The organism is Streptomyces deserti, from assembly GCF_054782695.1.
On record NZ_BAAGRZ010000044.1, the window covers coordinates 26,925 to 41,702 of the forward strand.

The window sequence follows — 14,778 nt, forward strand, 5'->3', positions numbered from 1 at the left end:
TTACGGCTTGCTGACCGGCTGGCCGCGATGGGCCCGACACGCTGCAGGCACCGCCGCCCTCGACATCGTCTGCGCACGGTAACCACACTCCAAGGAGGATCCATGAATCTCGCCGACTACGGCGCGCTGAGCTTCGATTGTTAGCTGCTCTCGACCTCTCCGACGAGGAACTGCTGCTCGCCTACGCGGATAACGAGGCCCAGGCCGCAGTGGACATGCCCGATGCCCTCTACTCGGCGGTTCTCGCCGAGGCGTTCCGACGCACCGGGGACAAGCTCGGACGGCCCGTGAGCGAGGAGTGGGCGCAGCGACTGGGCAACTCTGTTCCGGACTGGCCGGCCTTCGACGACTCGGCCGAAGCGCTCGCCCTCCTGGCCGAGGACTACAAGCTCATCATCCTGTCCAACGTTCACCGGGCGGGCTTCCCGGGGTCGAACAACCGTCTGGGCGTTGAATTCGACCGGATCATTACGGCCGAGGACGTCAAGGCGTACAAGCCGGCTCCGAACCACTTCGAGGCCCTTGACGAGGCGCTGGAGGAGATGGGAGTCCCACGCGAGCGGGTGCTGCATGTCGCGCAGAGCCTCTTCCACGACCACGTGCCTGCCAAGCGACATGGTCTGCCGTCGGTGTGGATCAATCGTCGGCACGACCGTCCGGGCTGGGGCGCCACTCCCGAGCCCGCGGCGGAGTACTCCTACGCTCTTGAGTTCTCCGGACATGATCTCGTTCGCGCAGGCGGCGCGGGAGGCGAAGCGCTGACATGGGCCACAGCCGCAACAGGCGTCCGCGTCAGAGGGCGCCCATGGCCTTCTTGAGCTCGGCCGCCGCGTCGCGGTATACCGGCCGGAGGCCGAGATCGTCCGGCCGATCACTGAGGTATCCCCCACAGCAGCACACGCCAGGAGGAGTCCCGTGCGGGCCGGGCCCGGGGGGCGCCCCTCTTCTGCTGCGGCTCGAACGTCCTAACACGATTCAGCCAGCCCGTCGATGATGTTCAGCCACTGGCACGCATGTCGGCAGCCCCGCAGGCGAACTACGCAGCGAAGTCGATCAATCGCATCCTCGAGGGGCTGTGGCACGAGGAAGCAACGAGATCGTCACCTTGCTGGTGGACACGAAGATCAGCATCGGCAAGTCGGTCGACGGTCTCGGGACGCAGGTGGAGGACATGTGAGCTGGGGCAACAGCTCGCGAACGCGGTCTCTCTGATCCGGCAGGACCACAGTGAGACCTGGGATCACGCTGGAAGCGCGTCATCCCAGGCCGCCCGGGCCTCGGGGGAAACCGCCGAGCTGCGCAAGGAGGTGGCACCACGCCGCTCACCATCGCCTTCAACGACGGTGTTCCCGACGGCGACGACGCCGCAGGCGGTGACGCCGACGAGGCGTGACGCTGCGTCATGCCTACGCGCCGGCCCTGTGGCGTGTGGGCCCGCACGCTGATGCGCGGAACGTCTCCGGATCGACCTGCTGCGGACGGCTGCCGGGTTGTGGATGCGCGGATGGCCGTATCTCGTCTCTGCGCATCCCGGCTGACCTGCGAGGACGTCGGCTGCGTTCCCAGAGTCGAAGAGGGGCGTTCCGAGGGCTCGCTCCGGTGAGGGCCTGACCTGCGGGTTCGTATTTTTCCGCAAGGCCCCCACAAGGGGGCGGGCTGACCGCCGAACGACAGCACTTCCGCGAGGAGTTACGGCTGAAGGCTGCCGAGCGGTTCGCCCAAGGCGAGGCGAGCTCGGTGATCGCCAAGGATCTGCGGGTCAGCGTCCGCTCCGTGCAGCGATGGCGGCAGATGTGGGACGAGGGCGGCCCGCGGACTCTGCGGTCACAGGGGCCTGCGTCGCTGCCGAGGCTGAGCGAGAAGCAGTTCGCCCAGCTGGAGGCGGAGCTGGCCAGGGGGCCTGCCGCGCACGGCTGGGAGGACCAGCGGTGGACGCTCGCGCGGATCAAGACGGTGATCGGCCGGCGCTTCCATGTGACGTACACCATCCAGGGCGTGCGGAAACTGCTGGTGCGCAACGGCTGGTCCTGCCAGGTCCCTGCCCGACGCGCCATTGAGCGGGATGACGAGGCGGTGGCCGGTTGGGTAAAGGAGGTCTGGCCCTGCGCGAAGACTCGCGGCGGCCCTTGGCGCCTGGCTCGTCTTCGAGGACGAAGCCGGATTCTCCATGACGCCGCAGCAGGCGAAGACCTGGTCACAGCGCGGCCGGATCCCGGTGGTGCGGGTGCGAGGCCGTTCCCGCAGACGGGTCTCCATCGCGGCGCTGACCTGTTACAAGCCCGGCCACCGGTCCCGGCTGATCTACCGGCCGCGCCGGGACGACGGCCGCCACGACGGACGCAAGAGATTCTCCTGGCGCGACTACCGGGACCTGCTGATCGCCGCCCATCAGCAGCTCGGCTGCCCGATCGTGCTCGTCTGGGACAACCTCAACGTCCACAAGGCCGCCGACCTGCGGGAGTGGGCCACGGCCCGGGACTGGCTGACCATCTACTACCTGCCGCCCTACGCACCCGACCTCAAGCCCGTCGAAGGGATCTGGTCACTGCTGCGGCGCAGCTGGCTCTCCAACGTCGCCTTCAGCACCCCCGAACACCTCGTCCAGCGCATCCGACGCGGCTTACGGCACATCCCGTACCGCAGTGACCTCATAGACGGCTGCCTCGCCGACACCGGCCTGACCATCCGACCCACCTGAGCAACCATGCGACGTCACGAGTTCAACCTCAGTAACGACGCGGCCGTCGATCGGGGGAGGCGGTCATGGTTCACCCCGGACAACGAGCAGCAGGTTCGCCGGCCTGCTCACGCCGGCCTGGGCGCGGGCCATTCATGGGAGGGCTGGTCGTTCTCCAGCGGGCCGGACCGGGGTGAGTCTCGAGGTGTTGTTCGTGCCGTACCCGGCGTCCTGCGCCGTGGCACCCGGCGGACCGGCCGGTTCGAGCTTCATGGGCAGGTCGATCCGTTCCAGGCTCCCATCTGGACCGTGCCGGCCCGGCACACGGTGGACCGTCTGCACTGCGTGCCCCCACCGAAATGGGGCCTGCGCCCGATGGCCTTCTGCCGCCGGGGCGATGAGGGTGGAAGGCCAAGGGGAGAGTGCCGGTGAACGCGGTGGTCTCCCTGCTCGGCTGATGTGGGAAGGGACTGTTTCGTGATGTCGCTGGACTCCGCTGCCCGCGCCGGTTCCGCTGTCGAACGCCTTAGTGTGCCTGAGGCACTCCAGCGCCTGGAGCACGAGCGCAGCGCCCGTCTCGCCCAGCTGCAGGCCGTCGACGAAGCCTCCGGCGGTGCTCCGGAGGCCGATGATCTGCAGGTCGTGCAGAGGGGAGCGATCGAACAGGCGCTGAAGGAGATCGACGCCGCCTTCGCCAGGCTGCAGCAGGGCACGTACGGCATCTGCCAGGGGTGCGGCAGGCCGATCCCGGCGGAGCGGCTGGAGATCCTGCCGTACGCGCGGTGCTGCGTGCCCTGCCAGCAGCAGCGCGCTGGCTGATCAGCGCGGCCTTCCCGGTGCCACAGGGGCACGGGCCCATCGTCGCCAGCCCGCTCCGGCTGCGGCCGGAGCCTTCTGTGCGCCCCGCCCCCTGCTTCTTTCCTGAAGGGGTGAAGTCGTGAACCAGCAGGTCGTCGGTACCGTCACCAATGCGGACCTGAGCGCGGCCGAACTGTCTGCGCTGCGGGAGAACCTCAACGAGCAGCGTGCCTTTCGTCTGGACCAGCTCGCCCAGCTCTGGCAGTGCGCTCCCGCCCGGGCCCAGCGCGCCCGCGAACAGGCTGCGGTCTCCCAGCTGGAGGTCCACATCAAGCTGTGCGCCTCGGCCCGCATGGTCCTCGCCGATGTCGAAGCCGCCTTGGAGCGCATGGATCAGGGCACGTACGGCAGCTGCCAGCGGTGCCGGCACCCCATCGAGCCGGCGCGGCTGCGCATCGTGCCGCAGGCCCGTTACTGCGGGCGCTGCCACCGGATCAGGGAGGCCCGCTCATGATCGCCGCAGTTCGCCGCTGGCCGTGGCCGGCCTGCCGACGCTGCCCCGCGATCGCCATCGACCTGGGCAGCGCCCGCACCCGTGCCTGGACGGCCGGCCGCCACGGCATCATGGACGTGCCCACCGTCACCGACCCGGACAACCTCGCCGCCCACCCCGTCCAGCGCGGCACCATCGTCGATCCGGCCGGTACCGCGCGGATGCTGTCCCGCCTGCTTGCCCACCGCATCCCGAAGAACGCTCAGCCTGTGATCGCGTTCACCATGCCGGTCCTCAGCGGCCGGCACCACTACACCACCGCCGTGGGCGTCCTTCAGGTGCTGCGCCCGCGTACCGTGCTGGCTCTCGACAGCGTCATGTCCATCGCCCTGGCCACAGGCGCTGACCCGTTCCGCCCGCTGCTCGTGATCGACCTCGGCGCCCACCTGACCGAGGTGGCACTGCTGGCCGACGGCGAGATCCTTACCGCTCGCCGGGAAGCGATGGGCACCCGCGACCTGGAGCAGAGCAGCCCGGCGGATCTGGTCACCGACATCACCGCCGTGATCACGAACATGATGCGCGACGATCCCCTGCCGCAGTTCGTCGACGCCCTTGACCGCGGGCCGCTGCTCGCCGGGGGCGGGGCCCTGCGCCCGGAGCTGGTCTCCCAGCTGTCCGCGCAACTGCACGCCCCGGTACAGCCGGTGCCCCAGCCGCACACCGCCGCCGTGCGCGGAGCCGCCCAGGCCCTGCGCTCCGCCCAGCACCACCCCTGTCTGGGATCCCCTTTGCACCCCACCCCCTGATGGAGCTGCTCCCAAGCGGTTCCGGCAGCCCCGTTCCCCCGACTCGTGGCTGGAGGCGACGTGCCCGACCCGATTCCGCGAGCTCAGCCGCCGCCCACACGCCCCGTCCTCTGGTGGCGTTGGCGGCGCAACCCGCTGCGCCGCCCAAGCGACCTGTTCGAGGCATGGATCGGCCTCATCCTCGCCATCACGGTGGTGATCACCGCCCCCCTGGCCGCGTGGGCGGTCGGCACCACCGTGCACGACGCGCTCACGGCCACCGCCTCTGAGCAGGCCCGCACCGGACGTCACACCACGGCCGTGCTCCTCAGCGACGCGCCCGGCCACCCAGAGCCCGGCTCAGCAGAGGCCAGAGAAACCCAGTACCCGGTCAAGGTCCGCTACACCGCACCCGACGGCACCGCCCGCACCGCCACCACCGATGTCGAGCCCGGTCTTCCGGCCGGGCACCGCGTACGGGTGTGGACCAACGCCGAAGGAACGCTCACCGAGCCGCCCACGCCCCCGGATGAGATCCGCAACCGCTCCGTCGGCGTCGGCGCCCTCACCGCCATCACGGTGCTCACCGCTGCCGCACTCGCCTACCGCCTCACCGCACGCGCCCTGGACCATCGCCGCATGCGCGCATGGGAGACCGAATGGCGGCAGACCGCCCGCCGGTGGACCACCTCCCCATGAGTCCGAACGCCTGCCGGCCAGCGGCTCGGTCATCGGTTCTCTCCGGTCCGCTGCCAGTACGGGGCCGTTGCGGGGATGCGCGGCAGGGTGGATCGGAAGCGGCCGAAGCGGTCGTCCTGGGCCGTCCCCCATGAGGCATGGGGCGGCGTCGATCTCGGCGCGGGTGCCGCGACCAAGTTCCACCACACGACGATCGGGGCCGGGAACAGTTCGCCGCCGAGCAGATTGGCCATGCTGGTCACGAGCATGGTGCTGCCGAACGGGCTGCTCATCGCAGCGGGCCTGGTCGTGGCGGGAATCGCGGGGCACCAGTCCGATCCCACCGGGACAATTCCTTGGGCCGTACACCAAGATGTCCGGACAACACACCTAGAGGGCCACGGCCACAGTCACGTCCCCGACGGTCGCGGTTGTTCCGGTGGTACCGAGCTCTCGGCGACCGCCATCCACTGGTCCAGGTCGGCCTGGGTGAACTCTGCCCACGGAGGGATCTCGGGGAGCTGGCGGAGGAGGTCGTAGGCCTCGGAGATCTTGGGGCCGCGCAGGACCGGGGAATGGCAGCCGGCGATGACCTCGGCGTTCAGACGTTGGAAGTCGTCCACGACCGTCCGGAACTTCTGGGTGTCCAGCAACGCGACCCAGGGCGAGACCAGGCGTCCGCCGAAGAATTGGCCGTCGCGGAATTCGTCCGCGGACAGCGCCGCTACGTCCGGCATCGGGGTGGGTACGTTCGTGGCGAAGGTGTCGACGGCCCACAGGACGTTGGTCTTCGGGTCGAAGAGGGCGCGGGTTGTGGGGTTGTCGTACAGGGGCGGTCGTTTGGCGACCAGGGTGCGGTCGCCCGCGTCGATCGTGTCGCCGTCGGTCATGAAGCGGCACCGGTTGACGGGGGTCTCCCACTCCTCGGCCATGCGGCCGATGGAGAACCATGTCGTCAGCAGGGTCGCGTTCGGGCATTCGGCGAGGACCGCCAGGAGGTTGCCGGCGTGGTCGCGGTCGTCGTGGGTGAGGAAGATCCACCGTACGTCCAGGGGATCCACGACGGACCAGGCTGCCTCCAGCCACTGGGAGCGCACGGCGGGCGCCCCGGTGTCCACGAGGACCGGTTCTGCTCCCCGGATCACCATCGAGTTCATCGGGAAGTGGCCGACCGGCGGGGCCTCGAGAGCCCACGGGATGACGAACGTCTCCTCGGCGATCTTGTACGGCTGCAGAAGGTTGAACGTTTCCATGGTCGTCATCGCTGCTCTCCCTGGAACGGAGTCGCGCAGCACCCATGAATCCAGTGCAGCCCCGTGGCGGGCCATCGTCAAACGCAGAACGTTCATGAGTCCTCGTTGGTGTGCTGACGGGGACTCTGTGTTTGCGAGGTGCGGTCCTTTTTCGGCGCTGGGGCAGGTGGCGCAAGCCGGTGTCGCGGGCGCCTCGGATGCGGTCCTCGCAGCGGGCCCGCCCGCGGTGACGCAGTTCGAGATCGGCGAGCTGGCCACCCTTCGTGTTGGTCGCGAAGCAAGTCAGCCGTAGCCCGTCGACGTCGGTGAAGCGTAACTGGGCGCCGGGATGCGGCCGTTCCTTGCGGACGATCAGCCGCATGCCCTTCGGCCACGTGCTCAGGTCGGGCATGTCGGCGCCCTCCGCGACCCAGGCGTCGGGCCGCTCGGTGCCGTCGGCGTCGTAGGCCGGTGTCCGCGCCTTCTTCGGGACCTGCAGGACGGCCTGGTGGATGGCGTCGGTGATGGTCATTCCGACGGAATACGACAGCCATTGGCCACGGCGGGAGAGCCAGTCGAGGAAGGCGTGGGTGCCGCCGGCGGAGTCGGTGCGGATCAGTGTCTGTCGTCCCCGTCGCAGGTGTTCGGGGAGTTGGGCCAGGGCGAGTTGGGTGGTAGTGATGTGATCACTCGCGGTGTCCTGCTTCTCGGAGTGTGCGAGGACGAGCACGCCGTCGATGTCCACGATCACGCTGTCACCGGCGGCCGGACTGTCCTCACCGGCCAACTCCCATACCCGCTTGCGAACTTCGGCTCGCGCCATGCGGATCGCGGTGAGCGCCTTCGGCCCGGCTGCGGCGAGGACGTCGATGAGCCGGGAGACCGTGGGCTCTGATGCCACCGGGCCGAACACGTCGGCCTCGGCCCGCAGCATGGCGACACCGGCGAGGCAGCCCCCGCCCAGAGCCGTCGCGAGCGCGACATCCAGCAGGACCTTGCCCGGGTCGTGAACCGTCCGGCGCCATTGCCGCCGATATCGCGGGTCCGGTCCGGACTTGCGGACCGTCTCGACCAACAGCACGGCCCCGGCCTGCGAGACCGCCCCTCTGCCACCGCCCTCGACGCGGAAACGCGGGTACAACCCGATACGCTTGCTCACCTGGAGAGTGCTTCTTTCCGTGTAGCTGACAGGACCCCAGACAAGTCCCATCGTTGCAGGTCAGAAGCACTCTCCGTTTATTTGATCAAGGTATGGACGAGCGTGCTCAAGAAAGCGCGAGGCTGGCCAAGATGCGCGGCATCCTCGCGCTGCGCGACATCAGCGAGGCTCCCCTGCAATCACGTCAGTGTCCGGGCCACCCGCTGCAGCAAGCCCTGCCTACGCGCGTTTGTGCAGTTCGATGGCGAGGGGGGTCGCGGTGAACATGGAGGAGTAGGTGCCCACAGCGACGCCGATGAGCAGGGCGAGGGCGAAGTCGGTGAGGGAGTCGCCACCGAGGACGGCCAGGGCGGTGAGGATGAAGGCGGCGCCCATGCCGGTGTTGACGGTGCGGGGCAGGGTCTGCAGGAGTGCTCGGTTGGCGATGGCTGCGAAGGGTGCCGCGCGGTCGCGTCGGTTCAGGTCCCTGATGCGGTCGAAGACGACGACGGAGTCGTTGACCGAGTAGCCGATGACGGTCAGCAGTGCGGCGAGGAAGACGCCGTCGATGGGTTTGCCGAGCCAGGCGAAGATGCCGATGAGGATCACCACATCGTGGGCGAGGGCGGCGACCGCGGAGGTGCCGAACAGCCAACGGAAGCGCGCCGCGAGGTAGAGCAGCTGGGCGCCGAGGGCGACGGCGAGGGCGATGAGGGCGCCCTGGCGTAGTTCCTTGCCGAGGCTTGGGCCGATGGCCTCGTCGCGGAGCTTGTCGGCGTCGCTGGTCAGAGTGCTGATGGTTTCGGTGATCTTGGCTGCCTGTGCATTCGTCAGCTGGTCGGTGCGGACGGTGAGCTGGTTGTCGCCGGAGGTCTGGACGATGGCACGGGGAAAGCCGGCGTCGGCCAGGGCGGCACGGGCCCGGTCGGTGTCGACGGGGGTGGCGGTGGCGTATTCGATGAGGCGACCGCCCGTGAACTCGATACCGAAGTCCAGGCCGCGCACGGCGATCCCGGAGGCCGCCAGGACCAGGACGGTGGCGGAGGCGGCCAGCCACCGCCGGGGACGGCGCATCAGGTGGGGGTTTGTACGGGTGAGGCGGTCGCGGACGGTGCCGGTGTGGGCGATGCCCGTCAGGTGTGGGCGGCGTCGAAGCCAGGGCCGGGAGACCGCATACTCGGCGAGGGCGCGGGTGATGACCAAGGCGCTGAACATGGAGGCGAGGACACCGATGCCCAGGGTCACGCCGAAGCCGCGCACGGGCCCGGAGGCGAGGAAGAACAGCAGGCCGGCGGCGATGAGGGTGGTGATGTTGGAGTCGGCGATCGCGCTGAAGGCGCCGCGGAATCCCGCGGTCAGCGAGGAGCGCGGGCTGGGCCGGAGGCGGGAGGCGCACTCTTCACGGGCCCGTTCGAAGACGAGCACGTTGGCGTCGACGGCCATGCCGATGGCCAGCACGAAGCCGGCGAGCCCGGGGAGGGTGAGGGTGGCGCCGAGGACGGCCAGGGCGGCGTAGGAGATCAGGCCGTAGCAGGCCAGTGCCACGGTGGCCAGGGCGCCCAGGAGCCGGTAGACGGTGATGATGAACAGCGCTGTCAGCGCGGTGCCCACGGCGGCGGCCCAGGCACTGGCGGTGATGGCCTGAGCGCCCAGGGTGGGGCCGACGGTGCGCTGCTCGACGGTCTCGACGGGTACGGGCAGGGCGCCGCCGTTGATGAGCAGGGCCAGTTCCTTGGCGTCGTCGGCGCTGAAGGATCCGGTGATCTGCGTGGAGCCGCCGCTGATGCCCGAGCCGCAGCCGACCGAGGCGTCGACCTGCGGCGATGAAATGATCTTGTTGTCCAGGACGATGGCGACCCTTCGGGACGGGTCGCCCGCCGGGTGGCAGGCGGCCTGGCCGGTCAGGCGGGCCCAGCCGTCGCGGCCGAATCCCTTGAAGTCGACGGTGACCTGCCATCCGGCGCCGCCCTGCTGGTCGAACCGGGCGGTGGCCTCCTTGACATCCTTGCCGGTCAGCTCGGCTGCCTCAAGGCGCAGGAGCCGGCCGGACTCGTCGGGCAGAACCTGCTGGCGGGGCCGTTTGGGCAGCGGTTCGGCAGTGTCGTTGGCGCTGGTGGCCGTGCCGAGGACCTGATGGAAGGTGAGCTGGGCGGTGCGGCCGAGCACGTCCGCGGCCTTGGCCGGGTCCTGTACGCCGGGCAGTTCGACGACGATCCGGTTGCTGCCGGAGCGGGCGAGGGTGGGTTCGGCGACGCCGAGTGCGTCGATGCGCCCGCGCAGTACCTCCAGGGTGCGGTCGGTGGCTTCGCTGTCGGCGTCGGCGGTGGCGGTGGGGCGGGTTTCCAGCACGATCTGCGTGCCGCCGCGCAGATCGAGTCCGAGGTGGACGGGCACGGTGAGGGCGATGTACAGCGACAGGGCAACAGCAGCGAGGGCGAGCAGCCCTCGGATGCGCAGGGCGCGGGTCAAAGTGGGCCTCCGGCAGGCACACCGCGGCCAGGACAGTGGCTGCGGTCAACGGAAAGAAGGGGAGAGGTTCAGGTGCCTGGGACTGGAGGCGGTGCCCGCCCCTGGTGACGGCCCGCCGGGTGCGTGGAGGCTGGCGGGCTCACCGCCGACAGGGGCGTGTGTTGCGACGACGGCGGGCTGTAGGCCCTGCAGGACGAGGCGAGGGTGGCGGTGGTCGGCGGTGAAAGACGCTCGCCGGGGGTATCGCGAGGGCTTCGGACCAGCACATCGCAGGCGGCGGGGTGCCCGTCGTCTGCGGACGGTGCGCTGCTGGCCCGTACATGTACGGCACCGGAAGCCGGCGCCACGCCGTCGGTGACGTAGGTGCTGCCCTGCGCTGGTGGGCCGATCAGACCGGTGAGGACGGCAAGCAGGACAGCGAGCATCGCTGCTGGGGCGAGGGCGCCCGCGCGGGGGACGGTGTGCAAGGAGCGTGCCATGCGCCGTCCCCTTCTTGTCTCTTCGGTGGCTGGGCGGGAGCGGGTCTGCCGGGGCCTTGAGGTCCTGGCTGGGACCGGAAACCTTGAGGCAGTCAGAAGCCGAGCAAGGTCACGGCTCGATGAGGCCGGCACGGATGGCATAGCGGGTGAGTTCCAGGCGGTCGCGCAGGCCGAGTTTGTGCAGCAGGTTCGCCCGGTGCCGGTGCACGGTCTTGATGCTGATGAAGAGCATCTCGGCGATCTCCTTGGAGGAGTGCCCCTCGGCGACCAGCTTGAGCACCTCCTCCTCGCGGGGCGTGATGACCTGGTCGGGGGGTTCCTCGCCGTGGCGGACGCGGTCCAGGTAGTTGCGGATGAGGGCGGTGACCGCGCCGGGGTACAGGAACGGCTCGTCGCGCATGGCGGCCCGGCATGCGGCGACCAGATCGCGGTCGGCCACGGACTTCAGCACGTAACCGCTGGCGCCGGCCTTCAGCGCCTGAAAGAAGTACTGCTCGTTGTCGTGCATGGTCAGCATCAACACACGCACCTCCGGCTTCAGCCCGCTCAGCTCGCGTGCGGCCCGCAGACCGGTCATCCGGGGCATGGCGATGTCCAGCACGGCCAGGTCGACCTCGTGGGCGCGGGCCAGGGCGATGGCCTCCGCGCCGTCACCGGCCTCGGCGACGACCTGAAGGTCCGGCTCCCGGTCGAGGATGAGCCGCACACCGCGCCGCACCAGCGCATGGTCGTCGGCCAGGAGGATACGGATCGTGGACGTGTCGGTGGTGGTCATGGCTGCTTCCTGGAAACGGGCACGGCCAGTCGGACCTGCGTACCGGCCTGCGGCTGGGAGATGACGTCCAGCGTGGCCCCGATGAGCAGCGCCCGCTCACGCATCCCGCGGATCCCCGCACCTTCCCGTGCGACCCCGGTGCCGCGGCCGTCATCCGCGACGGCCAGCACCACCGCGCCGTCGGTGTGGCGCAGGCTCACCTCCACCCGGCCGGCCTCGGCGTGGCGGGCCGCGTTCGTCAGGGCCTCCTGGGCGACGCGGTACAGCACCAGTTCGGTCTGCTGATCCAACGCGGGCAGGGCTGCGCCGAAGCGGCGCACGACGCGCAGTCCGGTGTGGGTGGCGAAATCGGTGGTCAGCGAGGTCAGGGCGCTGACCAGGCCGAGATCCTCCAGGACGCCCGGCCGCAGCCGGCGTACCAGGCGGCGTACCTCGTCCAGGCTCTCGCGGGTGATCTCCTGAGCCTGGTGCAGCTCACCGCGCAGGGGCTCGTTCGCCTCGTCCGCTGCCCGCTTCAGCGCCAGCAGGACCGCGGTCATGCTCTGGCCGACCTCGTCGTGGAGTTCCTGGGCGATGCGGCGCCGCTCGGCCTCCTGCGCGAGCAGGACGCGGGCGCTGCTGGCGGCCCGCTCGTGCTCCAGCCTGGCCAGCATGGCGTTGAACGTGCGGATCAGCTCGGCGATCCCGCCGCGACCGTGCTCCGGCAGCCGCTGCCCGGGGCGCAACAGGTCGACGGTGGTCATGAGGTTGGTGAGCCGGTCCAGCGGGGCCAGGCCGATCCGCAGCAGGGCCGCGTTGGCGATCAGCATGACCACCAGGCCGGCCACGAGGATGACCGCCTCGGTCAGCAGGACCGGTACGGAAACGGTCACGGGAGCCCACAGCAGCAGCGCCGTCGCGGTCCCCAGCACCACGGCGTTGAGAGCGAAGATCCGCCAGAACAGGGACACCGCGATGACGCCTTCCTCTTGGTCACATGGCTCTGTCTCTACTGTCGGTCACCACGTACCCCGGTCATGAGCTGCGACCACTGCCCTCGACCGGCCTGCGGCCAGCCTGCCCGCGTCCCGCTGGATCCGTCGATGGGCTCCAATGCCCATTTCCGCCCCCTGGCCTGCGCACGCCCTGGAGGGCCGCGATCAGGCCGCGGATGGGTATCGCGCCCGATGGGTTTCGCGCGGCGCGTCGGCCACGGTGAGGGCATGACCCACCCACCGTGATCCCCGGCCGATCGCCCCAAGCTGGGCCTCATCCCCCTGCACCCCTCTCCGTACGCCACCCGCCCGAAGGAAGGACCCACCATGTCGCTCGATACGCCCCGGCTCGAGCGTCTGACGGCGCACGAGGCCCGCCAGCGCCTGGAACACGAACGCAGCACCCGGCTGACGCAGCTGCAGGCCATCGACGAGGCCGGGCAGGACACGGCGGAACAGCTGATGTCGGCGCAGAAAGACATCATCGAGCGGGCCCTCAAGGAGATCGACTTCGCCTTCATCCGTGTCGAGGACGGCAGTTACGGCATCTGCCAGGGCTGCTCCAGGCCCATCCCGGTCGAGCGTCTGGAAATCCTCCCCTACACGCGGTTCTGCGTTGCCTGCCAGCGCAACGCCACCTGACCAAACCGGCCCTCCAGTCTCCGTCTCCTGCCCTGCCCAAGGGGTGAAGTGGTGAACCAGCAGATCATCGGCGACCGCAACCAGACCGCGTCGATCGAGGACCTCGCCGCGCCGCGTGAGAACCTGCACGAACAGCGCCTGTTCCGCCAGGAACAGCTGCGGCAGCTCGCAGCCGCCGCCGCGCCCCGCATCGAGGCGCTGCTCGACCGGCAGGCCGCCTCCCAGACCGAGGTCCGCGTCAAGCTCGCCGCCTCCGCCCGCATGGTCCTCGCCGACGTGGAAGCGGCTCTCACACGCATGGACCAAGGCCCCTACGGCGCCTGCCACCGGTGCCACCGGCCCATGGACCGCGAGCGCCTGATGGTCGTGAGGCAGGCCCGCTACTGCGCACACTGCCATGTCAGGGAGGGCCGCCGGTGACCACCACACCCCGCCCACGCTCCGTCTATGCCCGGCACCGGCCGTGGCCCTGGTGCCGGCAGTGCTGCGGCATCGCCCTCGATCTGGGCAGCGCCCGAACCCGCGTCTGGATGTCCGGCCGCGGAGTGATCTTCGATGTGCCGACGGTGACCTTCGGCGACGGCACGGTCTATCCCATCCGGCGCGGCGCCATTGTCGACACGCCCGGAACCGCCCGCCTGCTCGACCACCGCCTGCCCCGCCTCACCCGCCCCCTGCTCATCCTGGCCGCCCCCGTCCTCGGCGGAGTCGCCTTCCGTACCGAGGCCCGCACCGCGGTGGAGGCCCTGCGGCCGCACAGCGTGCTGACGGTCCCCGCCGCACGAGCCGTGGCCGTAGCCGCAGACGCCGACCTGACCCGGCCCCTGCTCGTGGTCGACATCGGCGCCCACGTCACCGACGTAGTCCTTCTCATCGACGGCACCGTGACCGACGCGCGCCGCACCACTCTGGGCACCAGCGACCTGGACGGCCTCACCCCGCCCACGCAGATCACCGACGCGGTCATCGCGATGGTGACCACCATGCTGGAACAAGACCCCACCACCCACACGCATGACGCCCTGCAGCGAGGCGTGCTCCTGGCCGGTGGAGGCGCGCTGCGCCCCGACATCACCCACCGCCTCACCGAGCAACTGCACGCCTCCATCAAGCCCGTGCCCGCCCCGCACACCGCCGCCGTCCGCGGCGCCGCCACACTCCTGCAGGCCACTCACACCCACCCCTCAACCACTGCAATCACCCTCGAGTGACTTGATGGTCGACTGGCCATCGGAGCGCAGCGGCGTACCCACCAAGAGGCGGATCATCGCGTCGGCAATGGCCTCGATCTCGGCAGCATCGCCGGGTCGTGAGAGGCTCGCTGCCGCCTGTCGAGGCCTCGTGTTGCTGAATGATCTGCTGGTAGTGCCGCTCGAACAGGACGCAGGAGTCAGCGCAGCCTCGCTGGACCGACCGTTCGCCCGCACCCCGTACGCGGTCTGGTTGATGAGATCGCCGCAGGCCCGGTGAGGGCGTCCTACCGGGCGCCCCATGGTGTGCGCCTGCCGACCCGCTCGCCGCTCGAGGTGCTTGTCCTCAGGGGTCCTTGCAGAATGATCTTCCTGTGGCACGGTGGAGATGGAAGTGATTCCGTCTTTGTGGGGGTGGCCCGTGGCACGGCGGAAGCCGTGGGAG

At 69.9% G+C, this 14,778-nt stretch carries 15 protein-coding genes and 1 pseudogene; 9 read left to right on the plus strand and 7 right to left on the minus strand.

The genetic code is table 11. The annotated features are described in order from the left end of the window. The first annotated feature begins 137 nt into the window (after positions 1 to 137). The 6 genes from ACYVMZ_RS36690 to ACYVMZ_RS36715 all read left to right on the plus strand — a co-directional run bounded on the left by ACYVMZ_RS36690 (position 138) and on the right by ACYVMZ_RS36715 (position 5,455). Positions 138 to 818 (plus strand): HAD-IA family hydrolase, encoded by a 681-nt coding sequence (locus tag ACYVMZ_RS36690; RefSeq protein ID WP_461087219.1) that lies wholly within the window; start codon positions 138 to 140, stop codon positions 816 to 818. Between the two features lie 838 nt (positions 819 to 1,656). Then, positions 1,657 to 2,698, plus strand: a protein-coding gene (locus tag ACYVMZ_RS36695; RefSeq protein ID WP_461087236.1) for an IS630 family transposase whose coding sequence is annotated in 2 segments (ribosomal slippage) — positions 1,657 to 2,115 and positions 2,117 to 2,698 — 1,041 coding nt in all. Because the reading frame shifts where the segments join, the coding sequence is not laid out codon by codon here. A 459-nt stretch (positions 2,699 to 3,157) separates the two neighbouring features. Then, complete coding sequence (locus tag ACYVMZ_RS36700; RefSeq protein WP_461087220.1) at positions 3,158 to 3,496, plus strand: TraR/DksA family transcriptional regulator; 339 nt, start codon at positions 3,158 to 3,160, stop codon at positions 3,494 to 3,496. Between the two features lie 118 nt (positions 3,497 to 3,614). Next, complete coding sequence (locus tag ACYVMZ_RS36705) at positions 3,615 to 3,989, plus strand: TraR/DksA family transcriptional regulator (RefSeq protein ID WP_461087221.1); 375 nt, start codon at positions 3,615 to 3,617, stop codon at positions 3,987 to 3,989. Next, positions 3,986 to 4,777 carry a hypothetical protein gene (locus ACYVMZ_RS36710; RefSeq protein WP_461087222.1) on the plus strand — a complete coding sequence of 264 codons (792 nt, stop codon included), beginning with the start codon at positions 3,986 to 3,988 and terminating at the stop codon, positions 4,775 to 4,777. The genes ACYVMZ_RS36705 and ACYVMZ_RS36710 overlap by 4 nt, the downstream gene beginning before the upstream one ends. A 60-nt stretch (positions 4,778 to 4,837) precedes the next feature. After that, entirely contained in the window at positions 4,838 to 5,455 is a 618-nt protein-coding gene (locus ACYVMZ_RS36715; RefSeq protein WP_461087223.1) for an Rv1733c family protein, read from the plus strand. A gap of 29 nt (positions 5,456 to 5,484) precedes the next feature. Here ACYVMZ_RS36715 and ACYVMZ_RS36720 read toward each other — a convergent pair whose 3' ends face one another. From ACYVMZ_RS36720 to ACYVMZ_RS36745, 6 genes and pseudogenes are all read right to left on the minus strand, one after another. Further along, on the minus strand, positions 5,485 to 5,727 hold the full coding sequence (locus ACYVMZ_RS36720) for a hypothetical protein (RefSeq protein WP_461087224.1): 243 nt from the start codon (positions 5,725 to 5,727) through the stop codon (positions 5,485 to 5,487). Between the two features lie 117 nt (positions 5,728 to 5,844). Next, a complete protein-coding gene (locus ACYVMZ_RS36725) occupies positions 5,845 to 6,696 on the minus strand; it encodes an MBL fold metallo-hydrolase (protein ID WP_461087225.1) in 852 nt (283 codons plus the stop codon). 151 nt (positions 6,697 to 6,847) lie between these two features. Next, positions 6,848 to 7,825: pseudogene (locus tag ACYVMZ_RS36730) on the minus strand (transposase); the annotation flags it as partial. Between the two features lie 219 nt (positions 7,826 to 8,044). Then, positions 8,045 to 10,273 carry a protein translocase subunit SecD gene (gene secD / locus ACYVMZ_RS36735; RefSeq protein WP_461087226.1) on the minus strand — a complete coding sequence of 743 codons (2,229 nt, stop codon included), beginning with the start codon at positions 10,271 to 10,273 and terminating at the stop codon, positions 8,045 to 8,047. A gap of 588 nt (positions 10,274 to 10,861) precedes the next feature. Beyond that, positions 10,862 to 11,527 (minus strand): response regulator, encoded by a 666-nt coding sequence (locus tag ACYVMZ_RS36740; protein WP_461087227.1) that lies wholly within the window; start codon positions 11,525 to 11,527, stop codon positions 10,862 to 10,864. Then, complete coding sequence (locus tag ACYVMZ_RS36745) at positions 11,524 to 12,477, minus strand: HAMP domain-containing sensor histidine kinase (RefSeq protein ID WP_461087228.1); 954 nt, start codon at positions 12,475 to 12,477, stop codon at positions 11,524 to 11,526. The genes ACYVMZ_RS36740 and ACYVMZ_RS36745 overlap by 4 nt, the downstream gene beginning before the upstream one ends. A 351-nt stretch (positions 12,478 to 12,828) precedes the next feature. On the opposite strand from ACYVMZ_RS36745, the gene ACYVMZ_RS36750 reads away from it, so the two are divergent. From ACYVMZ_RS36750 to ACYVMZ_RS36760, 3 genes are read left to right on the plus strand one after another with little or no spacing between them, the layout of a single operon-like run. Next, a complete protein-coding gene (locus ACYVMZ_RS36750) occupies positions 12,829 to 13,143 on the plus strand; it encodes a TraR/DksA C4-type zinc finger protein (protein ID WP_461087229.1) in 315 nt (104 codons plus the stop codon). 48 nt (positions 13,144 to 13,191) lie between these two features. Beyond that, entirely contained in the window at positions 13,192 to 13,563 is a 372-nt protein-coding gene (locus tag ACYVMZ_RS36755) for a TraR/DksA family transcriptional regulator (RefSeq protein ID WP_461087230.1), read from the plus strand. Beyond that, a complete protein-coding gene (locus ACYVMZ_RS36760) occupies positions 13,560 to 14,354 on the plus strand; it encodes a rod shape-determining protein (protein WP_461087231.1) in 795 nt (264 codons plus the stop codon). The genes ACYVMZ_RS36755 and ACYVMZ_RS36760 overlap by 4 nt, the downstream gene beginning before the upstream one ends. On the opposite strand, the gene ACYVMZ_RS36765 is transcribed toward ACYVMZ_RS36760, so the two are convergent. Next, positions 14,328 to 14,778: hypothetical protein (locus ACYVMZ_RS36765; protein WP_461087232.1), on the minus strand; the 451-nt coding region annotated here is incomplete at its 5' end. The two genes, ACYVMZ_RS36760 and ACYVMZ_RS36765, sit on opposite strands and share 27 nt — an antisense overlap.